This window comes from Micromonospora peucetia, assembly GCF_900091625.1.
Taxonomy (GTDB): domain Bacteria; phylum Actinomycetota; class Actinomycetes; order Mycobacteriales; family Micromonosporaceae; genus Micromonospora; species Micromonospora peucetia.
Window position 1 is genome coordinate 4,866,595 of record NZ_FMIC01000002.1, and the last position, 25,702, is coordinate 4,892,296.

Below are 25,702 nucleotides of genomic sequence, written 5' to 3' on the forward strand. Positions count from 1 at the left end.
TGGACGGGATTTAACTTGCACCGCTAGTTTAAAGCGCATGGATCTGGAGCTCTCCGCCGAGCAGGCGGCGGTCCGCCGGCTCGCCGCCGACTTCGTCGACCGTGAGGTGGTGCCGCACGCGGCCACCTGGGACCGCCGGGAGTCCGTCGACCCCGACATCGTCGGCAAGCTCGGCGAGCTCGGCTTCCTGGGGCTCACCATCGGCGAGGACGACGGTGGTTCCGGCGGCGACCACCTCTCCTACTGCCTCGTGCTGGAGGAGCTCGGCCGGGGCGACTCCGCCGTGCGCGGAATCGTCTCGGTCTCCCTCGGGCTGGTCGCCAAGTCTGTCGCCGCCCACGGGACCCCGGCCCAGAAGGAACAATGGCTGCCCCGGCTCTGCTCCGGTGCCGCCCTCGGCTGCTTCGCGCTGACCGAGCCGGACAGCGGTTCCGACGCGGCGGCGCTGACCACCCGGGCGGTCCGCGACGGCGCCGACTGGCTGATCACCGGCGCGAAGATGTTCATCACCAACGGCACCACGGCCGACGTCGCGTTGGTCTTCGCCCGCACCGGCGGCCCGGGGCACCGGGGCATCAGCGCCTTCCTGGTGCCCACCGACGCGCCGGGCCTGACCCGGCGGGAGATCCACGGCAAGCTGGGCCTGCGCGGGCAGGCCACCGGGGAGCTGCGCTTCGACGGCGTACGGGTGCCGGACTCGGCCCGCCTCGGCGAGGAGGGCGCCGGCTTCCGGCTGGCGCTGGCCACCCTGGCCAAGGGCCGGATGTCGGTGGCCGCCGGCTGCGTCGGCATCGCCCAGGGCTGTCTGGACGCGGCGGTCGGCTACGCCGGCCAGCGCACCCAGTTCGGCAAGCCCATCGCCGGCCACCAGCTCGTGCAGCAACTGCTCGCGGCCATCGCCGTCGACACCGACGCCGCGCGGCTGCTGGTGTGGCGGGTGGCCGACCTGATCGACCGGGGCGAGCCGTTCGCCACCGAGGCGTCGATGGCCAAGCTCTTCGCCAGCGAGGCCGCCGTCCGCGCGGCCAACAACGCGGTCCAGGTCTTCGGCGGGTACGGCTACATCGACGAGTACCCGGTCGGCAAGTACCTGCGCGACGCCCGCGTCGCCACCCTCTACGAGGGCACCAGCCAGATCCAGCAACTGCTCATCGGACGTGCGCTCACCGGCGTCAACGCCTTCTAGAGCCAGGAGGAACCGTGACCAGATTCGCCGACCGGGTCGCCGTCGTCACCGGCGCCGCGCAGGGTATCGGCGCCGCCACCGCGCACCGGCTGGCCGCCGAGGGCGCGGCGGTCGCCGTGGTCGACCTCGACGCGCGGCGCGCCCGGGCCGTCGCCGACGAGATCACCGCCGCCGGCGGCCGGGCCGTCGGCATCGGCTGCGACGTGACCGACGCCGGGGCGGTCGCCGCCATGACCGACCAGGTGGTCCAGGCGTACGGCGGGCTGCACGTGCTCGTCAACAACGCCGGGATCACCCGCGACAACCTGCTGTTCAGGATGCCGCTGCCCGAGTGGGAGGCGGTGCTGACCACCAACCTGACCAGCATGTTCCTCTGTTGCCAGGCGGTGCAGGAGCACATGGTGGAGGCTCGCTACGGCCGGATCGTCAACCTCAGCAGCCGCTCCGCGCTGGGCAACCGGGGCCAGGTCAACTACGCGGCGGCCAAGGCCGGCGTGCAGGGCCTGACCGCCACCCTGGCCGTCGAGCTGGGCCCGTTCAACGTCACGGTGAACGCGGTCGCTCCCGGCTACGTGGCCACCGCGATGACCGCGGCCACCGCCGAGCGGGTGGGCAGCAGCCCCGAGGAGCACCAGCGGGCGGTCGCCGAGCACACCCCGCTGCGCCGGGTCGCCCAGCCGGCCGAGATCGCCTCGGTGATCGCCTTCCTGGCCAGCGACGACGCCTCGTACGTCAGCGGCCAGACCCTGTACGTCAACGGCGGCGCGCGCTGAGTCGCGCGGACCACCACACCGACCCGGAGGGGACATGGACTTCGCGCTCTCGGACACCGAGCGGGCCATCCGCGACACGGCCCGCGACTTCGTCGCCAGGGAGGTCATGCCGCTGGAGCAGGAGCTGCTCCGGCGCGAACGCGCGCACCGGCCCGGGCTGGAGCCGGACGAGCTGCGCGAGTTGCAGCTCAGGGCGCGGGCGTTCGGCTTCTGGGGGCTGGCCACCCCCGAGGCGTACGGCGGCATGGACCTGCCGGCCGTCACCCAGTCACTGATCTGGACGGAGCTCGGCCGCTCGTACGTGCCGTTCCGCTTCGGCGGCGAGGCCGACAACATCCTGTTCCGGGCAAACGACGAGCAGCAGCGGGAGTTCCTGATCCCGACGATCGAGGGGGAGCGGCGCAGCTGCTTCGCGATCACCGAGCCGGGCGCCGGGTCCGACGCCGCCAACATCAGGCTCAGCGCCCGCCGCGACGGCGGTGACTGGGTGCTCAACGGTGAGAAGACCTTCATCACCGGCGGCAACGAGGCCGACTTCGCCATCGTCATCGCGGTCACCGACCGGGAGAAGGGCGCCCGCAACGGCGGCGCCACGGCCTTCCTGGTGGACCGGGCGATGGGCTGGCGCTCGGAGTTCATCCAGACCATGGGCGAGGGTGGGCCGGCCGCGCTGGTCTTCGACGACGTACGGGTGCCGGAGCGCAACATCCTCGGCGAGCCCGGCCAGGGCTTCGCTCTCGCGATGGAATGGATCGGCAAGGGGCGCTACACCATCCCCTCGCACGCGGTCGGCATCGCCGAGCGGGCGCTGCGGATGGCGATCGACTATGCCAACACCCGGCAGACGTTCGGCCGACCGATCGGCGACAACCAGGCGATCCAGTGGATGATCGCCGACTCCGAGACCGAGCTGGAGGCGGCCCGCTGGCTGATTCTGCGGGCGGCCTGGACCGTGGACCAGGGCATGGACCCGCGGCACGCCTCCTCGATGGCGAAGCTCTACGGCGCCGGCATGGTCAACCGGGTGGTCGACCGGGTGCTACAGATCCACGGCGGCATGGGCTACACCCGGGAGTTGCCCGTCGAGCGGTGGTACCGGCAGGTGCGGCTCTACCGCATCTTCGAGGGCACCGACGAGATGCAGCGGCTGATCATCGCGCGGGACCTGCTGCGCGGCTATACCCGGCTGGGAGGGCACCTGGCATGAGGACCTTCGCCTCCGTCGACGAGCTGGCCGCCGCGGTCGGCGAGACCCTCGGCCCCGGGCCGTGGCAGCGGATCGACCAGGGTCGCGTCGACCTCTTCGCCGACGCCACCGACGACCACCAGTGGATCCACCTCGACCCGGAGCGGGCCGCCGCCGGCCCGTACGGCGGCACGATCGCCCACGGTTTCCTGACGTTGTCCCTGCTGCCGGCGCTGGTCGGCCGGCTCTACCGGGTGCGGGGCGTGCGGATGGGGGTCAACTACGGGCTCAACCGGGTGCGGTTCCCCGCCCCGCTGCGGGTCGGCAGCGCGGTCCGGGCCGTCGCCACCATCGCCGAGGTGTCCCCGGTCGACGGCGGGGTGCAAATGGTTACCGCCTCGACGGTGGAGTGCGACGCCGGTGGCAAGCCGGTCTGCGTCGCCGAGACGGTGAGTCGGCTCTATGCGGGGCCGGCGGAATCCTGAGCCACCGCCGCGCCGCGATGCCCGGCGCGTGGCGGGAACCACACTGTCGAGTCCTTGTTTGATGCTGTTTGTCGCTTTTATCCATCGGCCGTTCGGTTGATATGACGGCAGCCGTTGGTCTAGGGTGATGGCACTGCGGTCGCCGGTTCCCGGTGTCGCCGCATCTGCGGGACAGGAAGGGCAGCATGATCACTACGACGACCGCGCCGAGCACCACCACCACCGAAACCGCCACCACGGTGTCCGGTGACGAGACCCGCGCGAGTGAGCTGACCGCCGCTCTCGCCGCCCTGCCGGAGGGGCACCCCGACCGGCCGGCGTTGCGTGCGCGGGTGATCGAGGCGTGGCTGCCGCTGGCCAACCACCTCGCCTTCCGCTACAGCGGGCGTGGCGAGCCCAACGGTGACCTGGCCCAGACCGCGGCCCTCGGGCTGATCAAGGCAGTGGACCGGTTCGACGCCTCCCGTGGCGTCGACTTCGCCGGCTTCGCGATCCCGACGATCCTCGGTGAGATCAAGCGCCACTTCCGCGACCGCACCTGGAACATCCGGGTGCCGCGCCGCCTGCAGGAGCTGCGGCTGCGCATCTCCGAGGCCAACGGCACCCTCACCCAGACGCTCAACCGCGCGCCGACGGTCGCCGACATCGCCGCCCACCTCGAGATCACCGAGGAAGAGGTCCTGGAGGGGCTCGAAGGCGCCCGCGCCTACAACGCCGTCTCCCTCTCCACCCCCATCGGCAACGGCGACAGCGCCACCGAGCTCGGGGACACCCTCGGCGCCGAGGACAACGAGTTCGAGCTGGCCGAGCTGCGGGCCTCCCTCGGGCCGGCGCTCGCCACGCTTGACGAGCGGGAGCAGAAGATCCTCACCCTCCGCTTCTACGGCAACCTCACCCAGAGCGAGATCGCCACGCGGGTCGGCGTTTCCCAGATGCACGTCTCCCGCCTGCTCGCCCGCGCACTGGGCAAGCTGCGCGGCCAGCTCGAGGGCAGCCACTGACGGATTCCCAGTCTCCACTCCGGGGCACGGGCCCGACGGCAACCTCGCCGTCCGGCCGGTGCCCCGGCTCTCGCGGCCTGTCTTCCCGCTCCCGTGGCCTGTCTTCCAATGTGCCGTATCGGTTGCTGTATCACCGCATCCGTGCGGTGTCGGACGTTCTGCCCGGTGCCGGGCAGGCGGCGGTGCCACCATCAGATGATGATGGATATCGATTCATTTCGGCGCGGTGCACAAGCCCGGGCGGCGGCGATGACGGCGCGGCTGCGCCGCTTGGTGACCTGCGAGTCGCCACCGGGGGCGGCCCCGGAGCTGGCCGCCTGTGCCGACCTGCTCGAGGCGTGGGGCGACGCGGTGCTGGGCCGGCCGGTGTGCCGGGTGGTCCTCAACGGACTGCCGCACCTGCTCTGGCCGGCCGCCGACCAACGGGTGCTGCTGCTCGGCCACTACGACACGGTGTGGCCGGCGGGCACCATCCGGGAGTGGCCCTTCAGGATCACCGGGACCACCGCGACGGGACCCGGCGTCTGCGACATGAAGGCCGGGATCGTGCAGATGCTCACCGCGCTGGAGTTGCTGCCGGACACCTCACGGGTCGGGCTGCTGCTCACCTGCGACGAGGAGAGCGGGTCGACCACCTCCCGACCGCTGATCGAGGAGCAGGCCCGGCGCTCCGGGGCGGTGCTCGTCGGCGAGCCGAGCACCGAGGGCGGCGACCTGAAGGTCGCGCGTAAGGGGGGATCCGTCTACCGGATCACCGTGCAGGGCCGGGCGGCGCACGCCGGTGTCGAACCGCACCGGGGCGTCAACGCCGGGGTCGAACTCGCCCACCACGTCCTCGCGGTGCAGACCTTCGCCACGGGCGAGACGAGCGTGACCCCGACGGCGCTCTCCGCCGGCACGATGACGAACGTGGTGCCCGAATCCGCCGTCCTCTGCGTCGACGTGCGGGCCTGGACCCGGGAGGAGTTGCACCGGGTGGACCGGCTGGTCCGGGAGTTGACCCCCCGACTGCCCGAGGCGCGGTTGGTCGTCAGCGGCGGGATCAACCGGTACCCGCTGCCAGCCTCCGTGTCGACGCCGCTGCTGCGGGTCGCGCAGACGGTGGCGGCGGACCTGGGGCTGCCGGCCGTGCGCGGCGTCGCCGCCCCCGGCGCCTCCGACGCCAACTTCACCGGTGCCCTCGGCGTACCGACGCTGGACGGTCTGGGCGGGGTGGGCGGCCTGCCGCACGCGCGCGGCGAGTACGTCGACGTCGCGCGGATGCCGGAGCGGACGGCGCTGCTTGCCGCCCTGGTGACCCGGATCCTCGCCACGCCCGGGGCGGCCGACCCGGTCCGCGGATACCGGCCGGTCGACGCGGTGCCCGCCGGGCAGGGCTCGTCGTCGGACCGGTGAGCCGGCGGCGCCCAGCCGCCGTCGCGGTGTCCGGCACCGACGTGGGCCTGGCCGAAGTGCGCACACTTGCGGAAACGCGGTGCGCGTCGCTGGGCGATCCTGAATCTGTCCATCGCGCGGGGAGGCGCTCATGACTGGAATGACGGGTTACCCAAGGCACGGCTCGCTGGCGGCGGGGGAGATGGAACGGACGGCGCGCACCTTCGCCGACCGGATGGCCGCCAGACGCTCGATCCGGCACTTCTCGCCGCAGCCGGTGCCGATGGGGGTGATCGAGGAGGCGATCCGGGCGGCGGCGACCGCGCCGAGCGGCGCCAACCTGCAACCGTGGCGCTTCGTCGTGGTCACCGACGCGGCTCGCAAGCGTCGGCTGCGGGAAGCCGCCGAGGCCGAGGAGCGTGAGTTCTACGCCCGCCGCGCGTCGACGGAGTGGCTGGAGGCGCTCGCCCCGATCGGTACGGACTGGCACAAGCCCTTCCTGGAGGTGGCACCGGTCGTGATCGTGGTGTTCGAGGTGCACCAGGGCCCCCGGTCCCCGAAGCCCTACTACGTCAAGGAATCCGTGGGCATCGCCGTCGGTGTGCTGATCACCGCGCTGCACCACGCGGGCCTGGCCACCCTGACGCACACGCCGAGCCCGATGCGCTTCCTCAACGAGGTGTGCGGACGGCCGCCGGAGGAGCGCCCGTACGTGGTCATGCCGGTCGGGTACCCGGCGCCCGATGCGACGGTGCCGGACCTGGTCCGCAAGCCGCTGCCGGAGGTCCTGATCCGGCCGTGACGGCCGGCCCCCGCCGGCGAGCGACTGCCCGGCCGGAATATCACCTACACCGACTACGCCAGCCGGGCCGAGGCGTTGTTCGAGATGCCATGGTCGTCGCCGTGGGCGGCCTCCTGCTGGCCGGCGGGAACGAGGTCGCCCCCGCCGCCGGCCCCGGAGCCGGCGGCGGTTTGTCGTACGCCCGCCGTCCCGTCCGCCGCCGAGTTCACCGGCCCCGGCCAGGCGGCGTCGTGGTGCTCGCCCTGGGCCGCGTGCCGCCGCCGGCACGCCCTGAGCGACGGGGGCCGCGCACACGGAAGCGACCACGGCGCTCGGCCGTGGTCGCGGGTGGGGTCCCGTGCGCCCCGGCGGTCCGGCCGGGGCGCACGGAACGTCAGGAGGTGGCGAACTGTCCCGGCTGCCGGCCTGGGCCGGCCGGCCCCCGGTACGCCTGGGCGATGTCCAGCCAGTGGTGGGCCTCGGCGCCGGTGGCCCTCAGCGACAGGTCGTCGCGGTGCCGGCGCCGGGTCACCAGCAGGCAGAAGTCCTCAGCGGGACCGTTGACGATCTGCTCCCCGTTCGGCGGCCCGAAGTGCCAGACCGCGCCGGACGGGGCGGTGATGATGAAGCGGAGGGTGCTCGCAGGCACCTCCAGCCCTCGCGCCAGATAGCCGAAGTCCCAGGTGCGGACCGCGAACTCGACGAGGGGCCGGAGCCGGTCGGTGTGGCGGCGCCGCACGCCGAGGGCGTCTGCGATGTCCTGGCCGTGCCCGAACAGCTCCATCATTCCCGCCGCGGCGAGCACCGGCGCCGGGAGCGGCCGGACGAGCCAGGGCACCGGCTGTCCGACCGGTACGGCGGCGAGGGCCTTCTCGGCGAGGGCCCGCTCCTCGCGCCACCGGGCCAGCAGCGCCGCGGGCGCCTCGGCCAGGTACGGAGCCATCGCCGCGTTCACGTCCGCGTCGAAGTTTCCGCTCATCCGGGACATGAGGGCCTGGAAGCCGTCCGGGTCGGCGGCGGCCAGGCCGGCCATCCGGAAGGTGGCGGTCAGGTGGGCGATCTGGTGCGCGACCGTCCAGCCCTCGGCCGGGGTGGGGGTCCGCCACCCGGCCTCGTCCAGTTCGGCGACCATGCGGTCGACGTCGTCGCCCTCGGCCTCCAGGGCGGCGAACACGTCCTGTTCTGCCACGCGCTTATCCTCTCGCTGCGGTGCCGCCCCGACGCGGGCGGACGATGTGGACCCCGGGCGTCGTCGCGGGGGATGACCTCGACCGGTGCGGTGGCGCACGTCGCCGGCGCCGTGCGGCCGGCGGTTGACGAGGGAGCCGGCTGATCGGGTCGGTGCCGGCACATCAATCATCGGCGGGTGGCGTGGCAGGTGTCTTCTCGCACTGTGCGGAGCGCGACCGGTGGTCGTCGGCCGGGCGCCCGCGCAGCCTGAGCGCGAACAGGCCACCGAGCAGCAGGACGCCCACCACCACCCCCAGCGCGGGCCGGACGGCGGGCAGGAACGCGTCGGCGAACGCGCCCGCCGCCACGTCCCGGTACCGGTCGGCGAGCTCCGGTGGGGTCCCGGGCGGCACGACGAACCCGCCGGCCTGACCGGCGCCCAGCTTGACGCCCTCCCCGGCGGCCCCGCCGAACCCGTGCAAAAAGTCCGCGCGGGCCTCGGGGGGCAGCTGTGCCGCCCCCGCCCGGGCGGCCTCGGGCAGGGTGTCGGCCAGCCGGTGTTGCAGGACGGCGCCGACGACCGCCGCGCCGAGCGCGCCGCCGACCTGGCGTGCCGTGTTGAGCACGCCCGCGGCCGCGCCGGCCAGTTGGGCGGGAACGTGGCGCATCGCCTCGGTCGTGGTCGGCGCGATGGATGCCCCCATGCCGATGCCGACCGCGATCAGCGGTACGACGAAGGTGCCGGCCGTGGAGCTCGGCGTGACCAGCACCGCCATGCCCAGTACGCCGAGCGCGTACACGGTGAGCCCGCCGGTGAGCAGGCGCCGACCGCCGAGCCGGTCGGTGAGCCGCCCGGCGACCGGCGCGACGACGCTGAGCACCACCGTCCAGGGCAGCGCGGCGAGGCCCGACTCCAGCGGGCTCATGCCGAGCAGCGCCTGCGTCTCGATCACGAAGACCAGCAGGAATCCGTACAGCCCGAACGAGCTGACGAGCGTGATCAGGGTCGCCGGGGCGAAGTTGCCGAGGCGGAAGAGGCCGGGCGGGACGAGCGGCTCGCGCTGCCGGCGTTGCCCTAGCGTGAAGACCACCCCGCACACCGCCGAGGCGGCCAGGATGGCCGGGATACTCACCGGCCCGCGCACCGTCCCCCAGTCGTGCCGTTCGCCCTCGATGAGGGCGTACATGAGGCCCACCAGGGCGGCGGTGGCCAGCAGCACCCCGGCGAGGTCGAGGTGACGCGGCCGGCGAGAGCGCAGGTCGGGGACGAGCCACCAGGCCAGGGCGACGCCCGCCGCGCTGAGCGGCACGTTGAGATAGAAGATCCACTCCCAGCCGAGCCGGGTGATCACGAGACCGCCGAGGGTGGGGCCGCTGACGGCGGCCACCCCGGCGACGGCGGTGAAGATCCCGAAGGCGGCGCCCCGCCGGGCGGCCGGGAAGATGCCGGAGATGAGGACCAGCGCCTGCGGCAGCAGCGCCGCGGCGCCCACGCCCTGGACCACCCGCGCCGCGATGAGCTGCCCCGGCGACTGGGCCGCCCCGCAGAGCACCGAGGCCACCGCGAACACCGCCATGCCGGCCATGAAGACGGCACGCGGGCCGAACAGGTCGCCCAGCCGACCCGCGACGATCAGCAGGGACGCCAACGCCAGCAGGTAGCCGTTCAGCACCCAGAGCATGCTGTCGATCCCGGTGTCCAGGGACCGCATCATGTCCGGCACCGCGGTGTTGACGATGCTCGTGTCGAGCAGGATGAGGAAGTTGCCGAGGCAGAGCACCAGCAGCGCCGCCCACGGGTTGGCGGATCTCGGTCGCGGCGGCGTCGTCACCGGGGCGACACCCCGCTCGGGGTCACGGTTCGCCCGCACGCGACGTCTCCTCCTCGACGGCGACCTCGCCGCCGGGTACGCCGAGCGGGGCCGAACCGGGGTGGTCCTCGTGCAGGCCCGCGCCGATCCGGCGGGCCGTGGCCAGGCTCGTCCAGGCCGTGGCCGCGACCAGCGTGGCGTCGCCGGCCCCGCCGTCGCGGCAGGCGGCGACGGCGGCGTCGGTGACCCGGTACGGCGCGAGCGCGGTCAACAGCGCCAGCCGGGCGACGGGCCGCTCGGCCGGCGTCAGTTCGGCGACGGCGGCGTCGAACCACCGGCCGCCGCCGGGCTCCGGGGGCGGCGGGTCGGCCAGGCAGGTCAGGATCCGCCGCCGGACGTGCTCCGGCAGGGCGGCCTCCCCGGCGCGGCGGACCGCCTGGCCGGCCCGGGCGAAGGCGGCGGCCACGTGCGGCTGCCCGACGGCCCAGGCCAGGTCGGCCTCCGGCGGCGCGGGGGGCAGCAGCTCCAGGGAACGGCCGGGTGGCCGTCCGGCGCGGGCCAGCGCCCCCATGATGCGGGCGGCCGTCCGTCGGACCCCGGCGCGGACCCCGACCGGCGCCGGCGGCAACGGGGAGTCCTGAAGGAAGACGCTGACCATCCGGTTGAGGTAGTGGAAGGCCACCGCCACGCCGATCAGCTCCGGCCCGTGCTCGGCGGGGAACGGCGGTGGGCGGCGGCGCGCCGTGGTGTCGGCCCCGCTGTGCCGGGCCCACTCGGCCAGGGCCCGCAGCCGGGGGTCGCCGATCCCGCCGACCCCGGCGCTCAGCCACCCGCCCGCGTCGCCCAGCAGCCCGGCCGCCGTGGCGCCGTGCACCTCCACGCAGTACGGGCACCGGTTGCTCTCGGAGACGGCGGCGGCGACCACCTCCTTGGCCTCGCGGTCGACCAGCCCTTCGGCGAGCAGCGTTTCGCGCAGCATCAGCCAGCAGGCCCGCAGCACGTCGGGGGAGGGGGAGTGCAGCAGTACGGGGGGAGCGAGGACGCCGAAGTCCTCGGCCATCTGCCGGTAGACCCGCGCGACGGGCCCGTCGGCGGCCTCCGGGGCGACCGGCGTCACGTGTCGGACGTGGGTCAGCATGGTTCGGCTCGTCACCCGAGCCAGTCGTCTGCCCATCGGTTTCCTTCCTGGTCGGGCAGACCGGGGGCCGGGGGCGGGGTGCGCCCCCGGCCCGCCGGGTCCTAACTGGGCACGACCTGGGACACCGCGGTGACCGATCCGTCGGGCAGCGTGCCGTGGTAGCTGACCGGCACGCCACGCTCCTGCGCCGCGCGGACGATGCCGGGCACGGCCCGTTCGGCGAGCGCGGCGATGGTGAGGGCCGGGTTGACGGTGAGCGCGCCCGGCACCGCCGAGCCGTCGGTGACGAAGATGCCGGGGTGCTGCCGCAGCTCGTGCCGGTCGTCTAGGGCCGACGTCGCCGGGTCGTCGCCGATCCGGCAGGACGACAGCGGGTGCACCGTGTAAGCGCCGACCACGTCGTTGGTCCACGGCATGACCCGGGCCAGGCCGTCGCGTTCCAGGATGTCCCGGGCATCCGCGTCGGCGGCGGCCCAGCCACGCAACGTGTTCGCGGTGGGCCGGTAACTCAACGGACCCCGGCCGAGCATCTGCTGGGAGATGCGGTCGGCGTTGCCGGTCGCTGGCGGCGGCCCGAAGACCCCCTCGTTGTCGTCCTCCGACATCGTGAAGAGCGTCAGCCACGACTGCCAGCGGCGCAGCATCTCCTTCTTGGCCAGGCCGAACCAGGTCGGACCGTCCGCGTCCGGCACCTGGGCGAGGATCGTGCCCAGCCCCAGCGGGAAGAAGAGCTGCTCCAGCGAGTACCGCTCGTACTCCGGCAGGTCGGGGTCGAGTCGGTCCCAGGTCGCCACCGTCGGCCCTCGGCCGATCTGGTTTGCGGCGTAACCCTTGCCGTTGGGCCGGCTGAGGCCGAGCACCTCGCGGACCCGGTCGTCGTCGAAGACCGCCGTGTTGAGCCGCTCGCCGTTGCCGGAGAAGTACCGGCCGACGGCCGTCGGCATCGTGCCCAGGGTGGGCTCCGAGCGTTGCAGGATCACCGGGGTGGCGCCGGCCCCGGCCGCCACGATGACGATCTTGGCATCGATCGTCCCGCTGTCGTGCAGGATCCGGTAGTCCTCCGCGTCGACGATGCGGTAGTGCACCCGGTACCCGCCGTCGTCGGTGCGGGAGATGTGCTGCACCTCGTGCAGCGGCCGGATCTCGGCGCCGTGTGCCAGGGCCGCCGGCAGGTAGTTGAGCAGCAGGGAGCGCTTCGCGTCGAAGCGGCACCCGGCCATCATCCAGTTGCAGTTGGTGCACTTGTCGACGTCCACGGCGGACGGCACCGGGTTGGCCGTGCGTCCGGCGTGCGCGCAGGCCGCCCCGAACAGGCCGCCGGCGTACGGCACCTTGTCCCAGCTCTGCATCGTCACCGGCAGCGACTCGCAGACCCGGTCGTACCAGGGGTCGAGCGTGTCACGGGTGATGGCCGCCGGCCACATCCGGCGGCCGATGCTGCCCTGCCGTTCGAAGACGAACCGCGGCGCGCGCGGCATGGTGGCGAAGTAGACGACGCTGCCGCCGCCGACGCAGTTGCCGCCCAGCACGCTCATCCCGTCGCCGACGGTGAAGTCGAAGATCCGGGTGTACGACGAGCCGAGCTTGAAGTCGTGGTCGAACTCCTCCGCGGACAACCACGGTCCACGCTCCAGGACCACCACGCGTGCCCCGCCCGCGGCCAGGTGGTACGCGGGGATCGCGCCGCCGAAGCCACTGCCGATCACCACGACGTCGGCGCTTGCGCTACTGGTCATGCCGGGCTCCCTGTGGGGGTGGTGTGTGGGTGCGGTCGCGACAGCGGGCGTCCGTACGAGTACTCGGGAAACCGCCACAGCCCGTCGTCGTCGGGCTGGGTGATGCCGATCGCCAGCAGCCCCGGGTGCCCGGCGGCGAGCGCGTCGACCGTGTTCATGTGGGCGGCGCTGTCGTAGGCCATGTTGCTGAACAGGGCGAGCCCCACCCACATCTCCTTCTCCGGGTTGTCCGGGGCGAGCAGGTGGCTCAGCAGCGCGGTGCGGTGGTCGAACGCGAGCGCGACGAAGGGCGGCACCGCCGGGTCGAGGGTCAGTCCGTTCGCCTCGGCATAGCCGGTCGCGTGCGCGTTGAGAGCCTCACTGAGGGTCCCCAGCATCAGTGACAACCCGCCGGCCGGGTCCTCCATCAGGGCCAGCGCCCCGCACTCGACGGCGCCGCCGTCGGTCGAGACACCGGCGATCGCCCGGTCGTCGGCGGACCGCTTCGCCCCAGGGATGATGGTGTCGGCGAACGCTTCCAGCGTCAGCACGCGGGCCTGCTGCTCCTCGGGTGTCTCCGGTTGCACGGCGGCTACCTCCTTATGGGGCGGGCGCACCGGGTCCCGCCAAACGTTTTTCGGGCAGCCTTGACCACCGCCCGTTAAGGCGACGGAATCAAGGAATGAAATGGTGTTCCTGCCGAATGGCTCTGCGCGGTACGGATGGTGCGCGAAGCCCTGTATCATCGTGTCTACCGATGCAGGTCGGACGCATCTTCTGTTTTGCTGAGGCCGGTGTCCCGGCGACCGGGCCGATTAGCGGGAAATTGTGGGCGGCGGCGCGGCGCGCAATTTCCGGGCGACGTCGGTCGCCGCGGTCCCGGCCTGGCGGCGGCTCAGCCGTCCGGTCCGGTGCAGCCACCGCACGGTGTCGGTCATCGTCTCGTCCAGCGACCGGCTCTCCGGCCCGAGCAACTCCTCGGTGGGGGTGCCGTCCATCGGGCGGGCGGTGGCGCACAGGTAGATCGCGCCGTGCTCGGCGGGCAGGTGCACGGGCGACAGCCGCTGCGCCGCGCTGACCAGGTGGCCCACCGGCAGCAGGGCCGGGGCCGGCAGCCGGAGGGTGGGCAGGGTCCGTCCGGTGACCCGGCGCAGCGCGTCGACGAACTCGCGGGTCGTGACGTACCGGCCGGGGGCCGGGAAGCGGCGGGGACCGCGTCCCGGTTCGAGCACCGCCGCGTGCAGCCGGGCCACGTCCCGCACGTCGCCCACCGGGAAGCCGCCGGTCGGCCACAGTGGCATCAGCCCGCGCAGCACGTTGCGTACCCGGGTCGTCTGGTCGCCCAGGTGCGGGTCGTCGGGTCCGAGCGAGGCCAGCGGGTAGGTGACGACCACCGGCGCGCCGTCGTCCTGGTGCCGGCGCGCGACGTGCTCGGCGGCAGCCTTGCTGCTCAGGTACGCCTCCCGGGGCACGCCGACCGGCGAGTCGACGGTCAGCGGCGACCGCGCGGCCGGCAGCAGCGCGCCGAACGTGGAGACGTGGACGATCGGGTCGAGACCCGCCGTCCGCGCCGCCCCGAGCACCACCTCGGTGCCGCGGAGGTTGACCGCCCGCATCCGTGCCCGGTCCCGTGAGTCGAAGCTGTACACGCCGGCGGCGTGCAGCACGGCGGCGCAGCCGTCGGCGACCCGGGCCACGTCGGCGGGTTCGGTGACGTCCCCGGTGACCAGCTCGACGCGCCTGGCGTCGGCGCCCAGCGCGGCCAGCACCCGCCGGGCGCGTGCCGGGTCACGTACGAGCATCCGGACCCGGTGGCCGGCGTCGAGGATGGCCGCCGTCGAGTGGGAGCCGATGAATCCGGTGCCACCGGTTACCAGGACCAGCATCGCGACTCCCACGGGTGGGGGACAGGGTCGTCGCCCATCATCGGCGGGCGTCGCGGGGCCCTCCTTCTCCCAAGGTGCTCAACAAGCGTCGATCGCGTTGCCTGCGCCCCCGGTCTCCCAATACTGGCATTTCCGCAGTCGTGGGAGCCGTCGTCGTGACCGCCCAGCGGGGTGGCGCAGAGCAGGAGGCAGATCATGATCGCTCGTCGGGTGGCCTCGTCGGTGGTCCAACGCCAGGTCAACTACGTCACGCCGGTGCCGCAGGGATCCGCACGGGGCCTGGTGGACACCGTCTACACCCAGGTCGCGCAGGAGATGAGGCTGGTGGTGCCGCCGGCACAATTGCACTCCCCGTCGCCGGAGGTGCTGGCCGCGTACTGGATGGTCATGCGGGAGCCGCTGCTGCCGACGGAGAGCGTCGACCGGGCCACCAAGGAGGCGGTCGCCGCCGCCGTGTCGGTGGCGAACATCTGCCCGTACTGCGTCGACATGCACAGCGTCGGGCTCTACGAACTCTCCACCGAGCACGACGCGGAGGCGATCGTGGCCGACCGGCTCTCCGAGATTGCCGACCGGCGCCTGCGTACGGCGGCGGAGTGGGGTCGTACCGCGCACCAACCGCAGACCGCGCGGCCCGTCCTGCCGTTTCCGGAGCGGGACCGCCCGGAATTGGTCGGCGTGGTGGTGGGCTTCCACTACATCGCCCGTGTGGTCAACGTCTTCCTCTCCAACTTCCTGCTCCCGCCGGGGCTGTCGCCGCGGGCGCGGCGGCGCCTGAAGCGGGGCATCGGCTGGGTGTTGCAGGGGACGCTGCGCGACGCCCGGGAACCGGGCCGCTCGGTGGAGCTGCTGCCGCCGGCGCCGTTGCCGGCGGAGGCCGCCTGGGCGGTGGGTAGTCCGCACGTGGCCGGGGCGATGGCCCGGGCGTACGCGGCGTTCGAGGCCGCCGGTGAGCGGGCGGTCCCGCCGGCGGTTCGGGAACTGGTCGCGGAACGCCTCGACGGCTGGCGCGGGGAGGAGACCGGCCTGAGCCGACAGTGGTGCGAACGGCTGATCGAGCGGCTGCCCGAGGCGGACCGGGCCGCCGGCCGGCTGGCCCTGCTGACCGCGTTCGCGTCCTACCAGGTCGACGAGGAGGTGGTGACCGAGTTCCGGCGCCTCCGGCCGGGCGACGCGGCCCTGGTCGACGCGGTCGCCTGGGCCAGCTTCGCGGCGGCGCGCCGGGTCGGCGCCTGGTACGCCCCCGCCGGTCCGAGCGAGCAGAACTGACGGAATTCCGACTCGGACTGAGCAATTTTGGAGGCGCTTCGGCGTGTCCGGCTCGACACGCTGGGTGCGGGCGTGGTCGTCCCCCGCGCCCGCCACCCCTTCCCAAGGAGGCAACGTGACCAGCCACCAGGCGACCCTGCCCGGAACGTCCGGGCGTTGGGCGACACTCAACGGCACGCACCACCGGGCTGCCCTGAACGCCTTTCTCGTGATCGTGTTGGCGCACTGGGCCGAGCACCTGGTGCAGGCATACCAGATCTGGGGCCTGGGCTGGTCGCGGCCGGAGGCGCGCGGGGTGCTCGGCATGCCGTTCCCCTGGCTCGTCAGCTCGGAGTGGCTGCACTACGGCTACGCCATCCTGATGCTGGTCGGGCTGTGGATGCTGCGCCCCGGCTTCGTCGGGCGCAGCCGGAGCTGGTGGACGGCCGCCCTGGCGATCCAGTTCTGGCACCACATCGAGCACCTGCTGCTGTTGTTGCAGGCGCAGACCGGCCGGCACCTGTTCGACAGCCCCGTGCCCACCAGCCTGCTCCAGGTCGTGATCCCCCGGGTCGAGCTGCACCTGTTCTACAACACGGTGGTCTTCGTGCCGATGGTGATTGCCATGTACCTGCACCTGCGGCCCTCCGCGGCGGAGACGCGGCTGATGTCGTGTAGCTGCCGGCCGCCCGAGGCCGTCGCGCAGCCGTCGTGACCACCGTGGACGCTCCCCGCCCGCCCGCGCCCGCCGGGACGGTGCAGCGGGCGGCGATCGTCGTGGCGGCCGGCGTCGTGCTGTCGATCCTGGCGCTGCTGGCCTTCGGCAGCCCGGCTGCGAACCGGAGGCTGGTGCTGGACCCGGGCGACGGGTCGGTCGTCGGTGCCGCGCCCGCCGAGGTGACGCTCACGCTCGGCGGTGCGGAGTCGGCCGAGGACCTGCACATGGCCGTCACCGGTCCGACCGGCGCGGTCGTCTCGACCGGGAAACCGGTCATCCGCGCCGGCCGGCTGGTCGTGCCGGTGCGCGACGCCGGGCCGGGCGCCTACCGCGTCGGCTACCACGCCCGGCTGCCCGACGGTCGGCAGATCTCCGGACTGGCCGGCTTCACCGTGACCCTCGGCGTCGTCCCGGCCGGGCCCGTCGCCGCACCCATCAAGGACGCGGCCACCGCCGCCAGCCACGACCACGCCCGGCTCGACGGCATCAACGGCGTGCTCCTTCTGCTGGACCTGGGTCTCGTCGCGGTGGCCCTGCTACTGATGTTCCTCCGCCCGCAGCGGGGGCGGCAGCCGGTCTCAGGTCCGTGATCCGCCTGCGGCGCGGCCTGTCGGGTCCGCCCCGGCCACCCGCCCGTGGCGGCGGATGAGCGCACAGCAGAAGAGGCGGCCCCGGCCGGCGCGAGGTGACGATGAAGTCACCCGCCGGCCGGGGCCGGCGTCGTCGTACCGACAGGGAGAGTTGCCATGCCGACGGTACTGGGTTCCGTGCGTCGACTCCTGATGGCGCCCACGCTCGCGGACGTGACCTTCGCGCGTCGGGGATTTCCCGGCCCGGCCACGGAGGTCACCCGCCGGTTGGAGGCGGTTCCGCAGTCGGTGGTCTGCGGGTTCGAGTGGGGCATCGACACCCGCGATCCGTGGGAACTGGAACGAAGGCTCGCGCTCGTCGACCGGGAACTGCTCGGCTTCGCCTACGAGGGCGCCACGATGGCCTGCACCATCCTCGACGTGATGGGACCCCGGCGCGGCACCCGCACCCGCGACCTGCTGCGGGGCCCGGGCGCGCCGCACCTCTTCCTCGCCTACATCGGCATCGGGTTCGCGATGGCGCGCCTGCCGCGACGCCTCTGGCGGCACGTGGTCCCGGACCTCACGGGCTCCCCGTACCACCCGACGATGACCTGGCTGGCCGTGGACGGCTACGGGTTCGACCGCGCCTACTTCGACCTCGACCGGTGGGTGACCCGGCAGGAGCGGCTGGCCGCGTACCCGTGGCAGGACCACGGGGACTACTTCGTCCGCGCCACGGACCAGGGCCTCGGGCGGGCGCTGTGGTTCATCCACGGTGCCCGTACCGCCGACGTGGCCGGCGCCGTCCGGGCCTTCGCCGCCGAGCGGCACGGCGACCTGTGGAGCGGGGTGGGGCTCGCCGCCACCTTCGCCGGGGGCGCCGACGCCGATGCTCTGGTCGCACTGCGTGCCGACGCCGGCCCGTGCGCGCCGGACCTGGCCCAGGGCGCCGTCTTCGCCGCCAAGGCCCGCAGCCACGCCGGGTACGTGCCGGCGCACAGCGAGGCGGCGATGCGCGCGCTCGGCGGGCGGTCCGTGGCCACCGCCGCGGCCCTTGCCGACGACGTGGCGGTCCGCGCGGAGTCGGCCGGGCGGCTGCCCGCGTACGAGGTCTGGCGGCGCAACGTCCGCGCTCACTTCGAGCCGGCCGACACCGGCCACGGTCACTGAGGGCCGTCCGGCGCTTGTCGTGCTGTCGCGCGACCCCGCGGAAAGTGAATGTTCCGAATAGTTGCGATTAATGCGCAAGGTTGAAGAAAACGATCCTCTTCACTCTTGTCATCATCGAAATAGATGTCCATCCCTGGTAAACGGTAACATCGACCCTTTGGGGGAACGTGCGATGCAGAGCCTGCGTGATCTGCGGCGCAGAATCCTGACGCCAGATATCTCCGAGACGAAAATGGACGTGCGCGGCTTTCACGTCAAGAACGAGGAATCGAAGGCGCTGCTCGAAACTATCGGCTCGTCATTCCTGGCCGGTTTCGGATACGCCGCCGAGGCGCCGACGACGGTGGCGGCCGAACGACGTCTGGAAACGGTGCCGACGCGGTTTCGTGGCTTCGCGTACGAGGGCGCCGGGATGGGCTTCGCCGTCCGGGACGCGCTGCGGCCGGGCCGCCCCCGGCACGTGGCGAGCCTGCTCGCCGGGCGCGGCGACGCGCACGTCTACATGGTGTACGTCGGCGTGGGCTGGGCGATGGCCCGGGTACCCCGGTTCCGCTGGGGCCAGCTGTACGCCCCGGACCCGTTGCTCCGGTGGCTGGTGCTCGACGGCTACGGCTTCCACCAGGCGTACTTCCACACCGACCGGTACGTGCACGGACAGTACCGCCACCCGCGGTTCCCCTGGCCGGCCGACGGTCCCCGCGAGTACGCCGACCGGGTCATCGACCAGGGCATCGGCCGGGCCACCTGGTTCGTCGGCGGCACCGACGTGGACCGGGTCACGGAGATCTTCAGCGCGTTCTCCGCGGACCGGCGGGCCGACCTGTACGCCGGGGCTGGCCTCGCCGCCACCTACGCCGGGGGCGTCACCGAGGCGGACCTGCACCGGTTCCGCGAGCGCGCCGGCGACCATCGCCTGGACCTCGCCCAGGGCAGTGCCTTCGCGGCCGGGGCCCGGGTACGCGCCGGCCTGGTCGTCCCGCACAACGAGGTCGCCACGCAGGTCTTCTGCGGCATGTCCACCGCCGATGCAGCGAAGGTGACCGACGTGACACTGCCTCATAAACAGGACGGCCCCACGCCCGCCTACGAGCGGTGGCGCCAGGCCATCGCCGCGGAGTTCGAGGGGTGGTGCTGATCCTGGCGCCCCACGTACCCACCGGCCGGCCCCGCGCCCCGGCGGTCCACCACCGCACGCAACAAAGGAGAGACCTCGTGACCAGGATCGCTGTCGTGGGGATGGCATGCCGCTACCCGGACGCCACGTCGCCCCGAGAACTGTGGGAGAACGCCCTCGCCGGGCGGCGGGCCTTCCGCCGGCTGCCCGACGTGCGGATGAGCCTGGACGACTACTGGGACCCGGACCCGGCCGCCCCCGACCGCTTCTACGCCCGCAACGCCGCAGTCATCGAGGGCTACGAGTTCGACCGGATCGCCTACAAGATCGCCGGTAGCACCTACCGGTCGACCGACCTCACCCACTGGCTCGCCCTCGACATGGCGGCCATGGCACTGGCCGACGCCGGGTTCCCGATGGCGGAGGGTCTGCCCCGCGAGCGGACCGGCGTGGTCGTCGGCAACACTCTGACCGGCGAGTTCTCCCGGGCCAACCAGCTGCGGCTGCGCTGGCCCTACGTGCGCCGCATGGTCGCCGCCGCGCTCAAGGAACAGGACTGGGACGACGACCAGCTCACCACGTTCCTCGACGACTTCGAGGCGACGTTCAAGGGCCCGTTCCCCGAGGTGGACGAGGACACCCTCGCGGGCGGACTGTCGAACACCATCGCCGGGCGCATCTGCAACCACTTCGACTTCAAGGGCGGTGGCTACACCGTCGACGGAGCCTGCTCCTCGTCCCTGCTCTCCGTCGCCACCGCGTGCAAGACCCTCTCCGACGGGGAGGTCGACGTGGCGATCGCCGGTGGCGTGGACCTCTCCATCGACCCCTTCGAGATCATCGGCTTCGCCAAGACCGGCGCGCTGGCGCGCGGCGAGATGCGGGTCTACGACCGCGGCTCGAACGGGTTCTGGCCGGGCGAGGGCTGCGGCATGGTGGTCCTGATGCGCGAGGCGGAGGCCCGCCAGGCGGGACACCGCATCTACGCCACCATCGCCGGTTGGGGCATCTCCTCCGACGGCAAGGGTGGCATCACCCGCCCGGAGGTCGCCGGCTACCAGCTCGCCCTGCGCCGGGCGTACGACCGGGCCGGGTTCGGCATCGAGACCGTCGGGCTCTTCGAGGGCCACGGCACCGGCACGGCGGTGGGCGACGCCACCGAGCTCCAGGCGCTGTCGCTGGCCCGTCGCACCGCCGACGAGAACTCCCCGCAGGCCGCGATCAGCTCGATCAAGGGCATGATCGGGCACACCAAGGCGGCAGCCGGCGTCGCCGGCCTGATCAAGGCCGCGATGGCGGTCCACCACGAGGTCCTGCCACCCGCCATCGGCTGCGTCGACCCGCACGAGATCCTCACCGCCGAGCAGTCCGAGCTGCGGGCCCTGCGTAAGGCCGAGGCGTGGCCGCGCGGCCTGCCGGTGCGCGCCGGCGTGACGGCGATGGGCTTCGGCGGCATCAACACCCACATCGTGCTGGAGAACAGGCAGCCACGCCGGTCGTCCCGGCTGGACAGCCGCTTCCGCATCCTCGCCGCGTCCATGCAGGACGTGGAGCTCCTCCTCGTCGACGGTGGCAGCCCGCAGGACCTGCGCGAGCGGTTGCAGCGGCTTGTCGACTTCGTGCCCACGGTGTCGTACGCGCAGCTGGGCGACCTCGCCGCCACCCTGCACGGGGAACTGCGCGACCTGCCGTACCGGGCGGGCGTGGTGATCTCCTCGCCGGAGGACGCCGAACGGCAGCTGCGCCGGGTCTGCGACACCCTCGACGCCGGCGAGGTGCGCCTGTTCTCCTCCGACGGCCGCTGCTTCCTGGGCCACGTGAGCGGTCCGGGCCGCATCGGCTTCCTCTTCCCCGGGCAGGGGTCCGGTCGGGGCACCTCGGGCGGCGCGCTGCGCCGACGCTTCGCCGACGTGGAGGAGGTCTACCAGCGGGCGGCGCTGCCGAGCACCGGCGACATGGTCGCCACCGCGGTGGCCCAGCCGCGGATCGTGACCGGTTCGCTGGCCGGCCTGCGGGCGCTGTCGCTGCTCAACCTCGACGCGACCGTCGCCGTCGGGCACAGCCTCGGCGAGATCGCCGCCCTGCAGTGGGCCGGCGTGCTCGACGAGGAGGCCCTGCTCCGGGTTGCCGGCGTGCGCGGTCGGACGATGGGGGAGCACAGCGCCTCCGGCACGATGGCCAACATCGGTGCCCCGCCCGAGCGGGTGGCCGGGCTGATCGCCGGCCTGTCCGTGGTGATCGCCGCGTACAACGGGCCGGAGCAGACCGTGATCGCCGGCTCGGAGGCCGCGGTGGAGGACGCCTGCGAGCGGGCCCGCTCCGCCGGTCTGCGGACCACCCGGCTGTCGGTGTCCCACGCGTTCCACTCCCCGCTGGTGGAGCCGGCCGCGGACGCCTTCCGAGACGCGCTGGCGGGGGAGCGGTTCGGTTCCGTCACCCGGCGGGTCGTCTCCACCGTCACCGGTGAGCCGCTCGCCCACGACACCGACGTCCCCACCCTCCTGCACCGCCAGATCACCGATCCGGTGCTGTTCAGCCAGGCCGTCGCCCTCGCCGCCAAGGAGGTCGACCTGTTCGTCGAGGTCGGCCCGGGGCAGGTGCTCTCCGGCCTTGCGTCGGCCAGCACCGACCTGCCGGCGGTGGCGCTCAACACCGACGACGAGTCGCTGGCGGGTCTGCTGCGCGTCGCGGCCGCCGCGTACGTCGTCGGCGCCGGCGGCGTGGAGGGCGCGCTCTTCCACGACCGGCTGGTCCGGCCGCTCGAGGTGGGCCAGAGCTTCCGCTTCTTCGCCAGCCCCTGCGAGTCCGCCCCGGTGGTGAGCCTGCCCAGGGGCGCCGGCGTCCGGGCGGTGGATCCGTCGACGGCGAACGGGCAACGGCCGGAGCCGGAGCAGCCAGCCGGCGAGTCGAGCCTGCAACTGCTCCGCCGGTTGGCCGCCGAGCGGGCCGAGCTGCCGCTGGAGATGGTGCACGACGGCAGCCAGCTTCTCGACGACCTCCACCTCAGCTCGATCACCGTCGGCCAACTGGTCAACCAGGCGGCGCAGCGGCTCGGCGTGCCGGCCGCGCAGACTCCGACCAACTTCGCCACGGCCACCGTCGGGCAGCTCGCCGAGGCCCTGGAGCAGCTCGCCCGGACCGGTCGGGACGCCGACGCGTCCGGCCCGGCCTTCGTGCACGGCGTCGCCGACTGGTGCCGGGCCTGGTCGGTCGATCTCGACGAGGCGCCGTCCCCGGTCGTCGCCCGGGCCGGGGCCGACGGCCCGTGGCAGCTGTTCGCCCCCGCCGGCCATCCGCTCGCCGAGCCGCTCCGCGCGGCCCTGCAAACCGCCGGCGTCGGCGCGGGGGTGCTGGTGTGCCTGCCGGAGCGGTGCGCCCAGGCCGATCTCGAACTGGCTCTGCGTGGCGCGCAGGCGGCGACCGCCGCCGTCCCCGGCACCCGCTTCGTCCTCGTTCAGCAGGGCCCGGGCGCGGCCGGGCTGGCCAAGACGCTACGGCTGGAGGCGCCGCACCTGCGGACCACGATCGTGTACACCCCGCCGGTGCCGGAGGCTGTGTACCGGGTGACGGCGGAGGTCGCCGCCACCGACGGGTTCGCCGAGGTCTACCACGACGCCGCCGGGCGGCGTCGGGTGCCCACCCTGCGCGTGCTGCCGGTTCGGCCGGCCGAGACGCGGCAGCCACTGGGCGCCGAGGACCTGCTGCTGGTCACCGGAGGTGGCAAGGGCATCACCGCGGAGTGCGCCCTGGCGATGGCCGTGGACAGCGGCGCCCGCCTCGCCGTGCTCGGCCGCTCGGATCCCGCTCAGGACGACGAGCTGGCCGCGAACCTCAAGCGGATGGCGGACGCCGGGGTGCGGGTGCGCTACGCCCGCGCAGACGTGGCCGACCCGGAGCAGGTACGGCAGGCAGTCGACGGGTTCGTCGCCGAGCTGGGACCGGTCACGGCGCTGCTGCATGGCGCGGGCCGCAACGAGCCGGCGGCGTTGACGGGCCTCACGATGGACGCCTTCCGCCGCACCTTCGCACCGAAGGTCGACGGTCTGCGGGCCGTGCTCGACGCGGTCGACGCCGACCGGCTGCGCCTGCTGGTGACGTTCGGCAGCATCATCGGCCGGGCCGGCCTGCGCGGCGAGGCGCACTACGCGACGGCGAACGACTGGCTGGCCGAGCTGACCGTCGACTTCGGCCGACGCCACCCGAACTGCCGCAGCCTCTGCCTGGAGTGGTCGGTCTGGTCCGGCGTCGGCATGGGCGAGCGTCTGTCCGTGGTCGAGGCGCTTACCCGCGACGGCATCACCCCGGTAACTCCCGACCAGGGGGTGGCCATGCTCCGGCGTCTGCTCGCCGATCCGCAGGCACCGTCGGTGGTGGTCGTCAGCGGGCGGACCGAGGGCATCGACACCGTCCGGACGGACCTTCCCGAGCTGCCGCTGCTGCGGTTCGTGGACCGGCCGCTGGTCCGCCACCACGGGGTCGAGCTGGTCACCGAGTCCGATCTCAAGCCGGCCACCGACCTCTACCTGGACCACCACCGGCTGGACGGCAACCTGCTGTTCCCCGCGGTGTTCGGCATGGAGGCGATGGCCCAGGTCGCCGCCGCGGTGACCGGCCGTACGCAGACGCCGGTGGTCGAGCGGGCGGAGTTCCTGCGCCCCATCGTGGTGCCGCCGGACGGCAGCACCACCATCCGGGTCGCCACCCTCGTGGTCGACGACGGGGTCGTGGACGCGGTCATCTACAGCGCGGAGACGGACTTCAGCGCCGCCCACTTCCGGGCGCGGCTGCACTTCACCGGGGAACGACCGCCGGCGGGACCGCCCGCGCAGGTGCCCGCCGGGCTGCCGGCCGTGTCGCTGGATCCCGCCGCCGACCTGTACGGCGAGATCCTGTTCCAGGGTGGACGGTTCCAGCGGCTGCGTCGCTACCACCGGTCGGCCGCCCGGCACGTCGACGCCGACGTCGTCACGGCACCACAGACACGGTGGTTCGCCGACTACCTGCCGGCCACCCTGCTCCTCGGGGACCCCGGCGTACGGGACGCTCTCATGCACGGCAACCAGGTCTGCGTCCCCGACGCGACGCTGCTGCCGGCCGGGATCGAGCGGCTCCACCCGGCGGGGATCCGCCTGACCGAGGCGGAGGAGCTTCGCTACTGCGCCGAGGAGCGCAGCCGCGACGGCGACACCTACGTCTACGACATCGCCCTGCGCTCCGCCGACGGCACGGTCGTGGAACGGTGGGAGGGCCTGCGGCTGCGGGCGGTACGCAAGAAGGACGGCTGTGGTCCGTGGGTGGCGCCGCTGCTCGGGTCGTACCTGGAACGGGCCGTCGGTGACCTGGTCGGCGGCGACGTCGCGGTGGCGGTGGAGCCGACCCCGGCGGACCAGGCCGGGCGCGGCGAGCTGTCCGGGCAGGGCACGCCGGACGAGACCCGTCGGCGGCGGGCCTGGACCGCGACAGCCGCCGGTCGGGCCGCGGGCGGGCCGGTCGAAATCGCGTACCGGCCGGACGGCCGCCCCGAGCTGGCCGACGGCCGTTCCCTCTCCGCCGCGCACGCCGAGGACCTGACGCTGTGCGTGGTGGGGACCGGGCCGCTCGCCTGCGATGCGGAGGCGGTACGCGCCAGGGGAGAGCCGATCTGGCACGGGCTCCTCGGTGCGCACATCGACCTCGCCCGGCTCTGCTCCGCCGACGGCGCGGAGTCCCTGGACGCGGCGGCGACGCGGGTGTGGGCGGCGATCGAGTGCCTGCGCAAGGCGGGGCTCTCGCACCGGGCGCCGCTGGTCGCGGTGCCCTCGGACCGGACCGGCTGGCTGGTGTTCGCCTCCGGCGAACTGCGGATCGCCACGCTCGTCGCGACCGTGCGGGACCTGCCCCAGCCGATGGCGTTCGCGATCCTCACGGAAGGACGGGCCTAGGCGATGGACAAGTACTTCGAGTACCTGCACACGGTGGGCTTCGAGGAGACCAACCTCGTCGGCAACGTGTACTACGTCAACTATCTGCGCTGGCAGGGGCGCTGCCGGGAGATGTTCCTCAAGGAACGGGCGCCGGACGTGCTGGCGGACGTGCGGGGTGACCTGAAGTTGTTCACCCTCCGTGTCGACTGCGAGTTCTTCGCCGAGATCACCGCGTTCGACGAGCTGTCCGTCCGGATGCGCCTGGAGGAGCTGACGCAGACCCAGGTGGAGTTCAGCTTCGACTACGTCAAGCTCGAACGGGACGGCGGCGAGACGCTGGTGGCCCGGGGCCGGCAGCGGATCGCCTGCATGCGCGGCCCGAACACCCGCACCGTGCCGGCAAGGGTGCCGGAAGCACTGGTGACGGCGCTCGCGCCGTACACCTCGGCGCGGCGCTCCTGACGGCGCGAG

At 73.4% G+C, this 25,702-nt stretch carries 21 protein-coding genes; 14 read left to right on the forward strand and 7 right to left on the reverse strand.

Features of this window, described 5'->3' with window-relative positions:
- The first annotated feature begins 37 nt into the window (after positions 1 to 37).
- From GA0070608_RS22060 to GA0070608_RS22090, 7 genes are all read left to right on the forward strand, one after another.
- Positions 38 to 1,186: an acyl-CoA dehydrogenase family protein gene (locus GA0070608_RS22060; protein WP_091630430.1), complete on the forward strand. Its 1,149-nt coding sequence runs from the start codon at positions 38 to 40 to the stop codon at positions 1,184 to 1,186.
- A gap of 14 nt (positions 1,187 to 1,200) precedes the next feature.
- Complete coding sequence (fabG, locus tag GA0070608_RS22065; RefSeq protein ID WP_091630431.1) at positions 1,201 to 1,959, forward strand: 3-oxoacyl-ACP reductase FabG; 759 nt, start codon at positions 1,201 to 1,203, stop codon at positions 1,957 to 1,959.
- A gap of 34 nt (positions 1,960 to 1,993) precedes the next feature.
- Positions 1,994 to 3,166 carry an acyl-CoA dehydrogenase family protein gene (locus tag GA0070608_RS22070; RefSeq protein ID WP_091630432.1) on the forward strand — a complete coding sequence of 391 codons (1,173 nt, stop codon included), beginning with the start codon at positions 1,994 to 1,996 and terminating at the stop codon, positions 3,164 to 3,166.
- On the forward strand, positions 3,163 to 3,630 hold the full coding sequence (locus GA0070608_RS22075; protein ID WP_091630433.1) for a MaoC family dehydratase: 468 nt from the start codon (positions 3,163 to 3,165) through the stop codon (positions 3,628 to 3,630). Before GA0070608_RS22070 ends, GA0070608_RS22075 begins: the two co-directional genes overlap by 4 nt.
- A 185-nt stretch (positions 3,631 to 3,815) precedes the next feature.
- Positions 3,816 to 4,631, forward strand: a complete 816-nt coding sequence (locus tag GA0070608_RS22080; protein ID WP_091630434.1) for a SigB/SigF/SigG family RNA polymerase sigma factor — start codon at positions 3,816 to 3,818, stop codon at positions 4,629 to 4,631.
- Positions 4,632 to 4,832: 201 nt separating this feature from the next.
- Entirely contained in the window at positions 4,833 to 6,026 is a 1,194-nt protein-coding gene (locus tag GA0070608_RS22085; RefSeq protein ID WP_245715880.1) for a M20/M25/M40 family metallo-hydrolase, read from the forward strand.
- A 139-nt stretch (positions 6,027 to 6,165) separates the two neighbouring features.
- Complete coding sequence (locus GA0070608_RS22090) at positions 6,166 to 6,807, forward strand: nitroreductase family protein (protein ID WP_281186182.1); 642 nt, start codon at positions 6,166 to 6,168, stop codon at positions 6,805 to 6,807.
- Positions 6,808 to 6,860: 53 nt separating this feature from the next.
- Here GA0070608_RS22090 and GA0070608_RS32760 read toward each other — a convergent pair whose 3' ends face one another.
- From GA0070608_RS32760 to GA0070608_RS22120, 7 genes are all read right to left on the reverse strand, one after another.
- Positions 6,861 to 7,016, reverse strand: a complete 156-nt coding sequence (locus GA0070608_RS32760) for a hypothetical protein (RefSeq protein ID WP_176733799.1) — start codon at positions 7,014 to 7,016, stop codon at positions 6,861 to 6,863.
- A gap of 164 nt (positions 7,017 to 7,180) precedes the next feature.
- Positions 7,181 to 7,975, reverse strand: a complete 795-nt coding sequence (locus GA0070608_RS22095; protein WP_245715881.1) for a TIGR03084 family metal-binding protein — start codon at positions 7,973 to 7,975, stop codon at positions 7,181 to 7,183.
- 163 nt (positions 7,976 to 8,138) lie between these two features.
- Positions 8,139 to 9,827 carry a DHA2 family efflux MFS transporter permease subunit gene (locus tag GA0070608_RS22100; RefSeq protein ID WP_091630437.1) on the reverse strand — a complete coding sequence of 563 codons (1,689 nt, stop codon included), beginning with the start codon at positions 9,825 to 9,827 and terminating at the stop codon, positions 8,139 to 8,141.
- Positions 9,811 to 10,905 carry a carboxymuconolactone decarboxylase family protein gene (locus GA0070608_RS22105; protein WP_091630438.1) on the reverse strand — a complete coding sequence of 365 codons (1,095 nt, stop codon included), beginning with the start codon at positions 10,903 to 10,905 and terminating at the stop codon, positions 9,811 to 9,813. Before GA0070608_RS22105 ends, GA0070608_RS22100 begins: the two co-directional genes overlap by 17 nt.
- Before the next feature lie 101 nt (positions 10,906 to 11,006).
- On the reverse strand, positions 11,007 to 12,641 hold the full coding sequence (locus tag GA0070608_RS22110; RefSeq protein ID WP_091630439.1) for an FAD-dependent oxidoreductase: 1,635 nt from the start codon (positions 12,639 to 12,641) through the stop codon (positions 11,007 to 11,009).
- Entirely contained in the window at positions 12,638 to 13,207 is a 570-nt protein-coding gene (locus GA0070608_RS22115) for a DUF5987 family protein (RefSeq protein ID WP_091630440.1), read from the reverse strand. Before GA0070608_RS22115 ends, GA0070608_RS22110 begins: the two co-directional genes overlap by 4 nt.
- A gap of 228 nt (positions 13,208 to 13,435) precedes the next feature.
- The gene (locus GA0070608_RS22120) at positions 13,436 to 14,506 is read right to left on the reverse strand and encodes an SDR family NAD(P)-dependent oxidoreductase (RefSeq protein ID WP_091635797.1); all 1,071 of its coding nucleotides are present in this window, start codon (positions 14,504 to 14,506) and stop codon (positions 13,436 to 13,438) included.
- A gap of 195 nt (positions 14,507 to 14,701) precedes the next feature.
- Between GA0070608_RS22120 and GA0070608_RS22125 the strand changes: the two genes are divergently transcribed.
- From GA0070608_RS22125 to GA0070608_RS22155, 7 genes are all read left to right on the forward strand, one after another.
- Positions 14,702 to 15,775, forward strand: coding sequence for a carboxymuconolactone decarboxylase family protein (locus GA0070608_RS22125; protein WP_091630441.1), 1,074 nt, complete (start codon positions 14,702 to 14,704; stop codon positions 15,773 to 15,775).
- A 115-nt stretch (positions 15,776 to 15,890) separates the two neighbouring features.
- Entirely contained in the window at positions 15,891 to 16,469 is a 579-nt protein-coding gene (locus tag GA0070608_RS22130; RefSeq protein WP_245715882.1) for a hypothetical protein, read from the forward strand.
- Entirely contained in the window at positions 16,466 to 17,062 is a 597-nt protein-coding gene (locus GA0070608_RS22135; RefSeq protein WP_176733800.1) for a copper resistance CopC family protein, read from the forward strand. The genes GA0070608_RS22130 and GA0070608_RS22135 overlap by 4 nt, the downstream gene beginning before the upstream one ends.
- Before the next feature lie 156 nt (positions 17,063 to 17,218).
- Entirely contained in the window at positions 17,219 to 18,214 is a 996-nt protein-coding gene (locus GA0070608_RS22140) for a DUF1702 family protein (RefSeq protein WP_091630443.1), read from the forward strand.
- 172 nt (positions 18,215 to 18,386) lie between these two features.
- Positions 18,387 to 19,349 carry a DUF1702 family protein gene (locus GA0070608_RS22145; protein WP_091630444.1) on the forward strand — a complete coding sequence of 321 codons (963 nt, stop codon included), beginning with the start codon at positions 18,387 to 18,389 and terminating at the stop codon, positions 19,347 to 19,349.
- A 77-nt stretch (positions 19,350 to 19,426) separates the two neighbouring features.
- Positions 19,427 to 25,249, forward strand: coding sequence for a type I polyketide synthase (locus GA0070608_RS22150; protein ID WP_091630445.1), 5,823 nt, complete (start codon positions 19,427 to 19,429; stop codon positions 25,247 to 25,249).
- 3 nt (positions 25,250 to 25,252) lie between these two features.
- Positions 25,253 to 25,693: an acyl-CoA thioesterase gene (locus GA0070608_RS22155; RefSeq protein WP_091630446.1), complete on the forward strand. Its 441-nt coding sequence runs from the start codon at positions 25,253 to 25,255 to the stop codon at positions 25,691 to 25,693.
- Positions 25,694 to 25,702 lie beyond the last annotated feature (9 nt).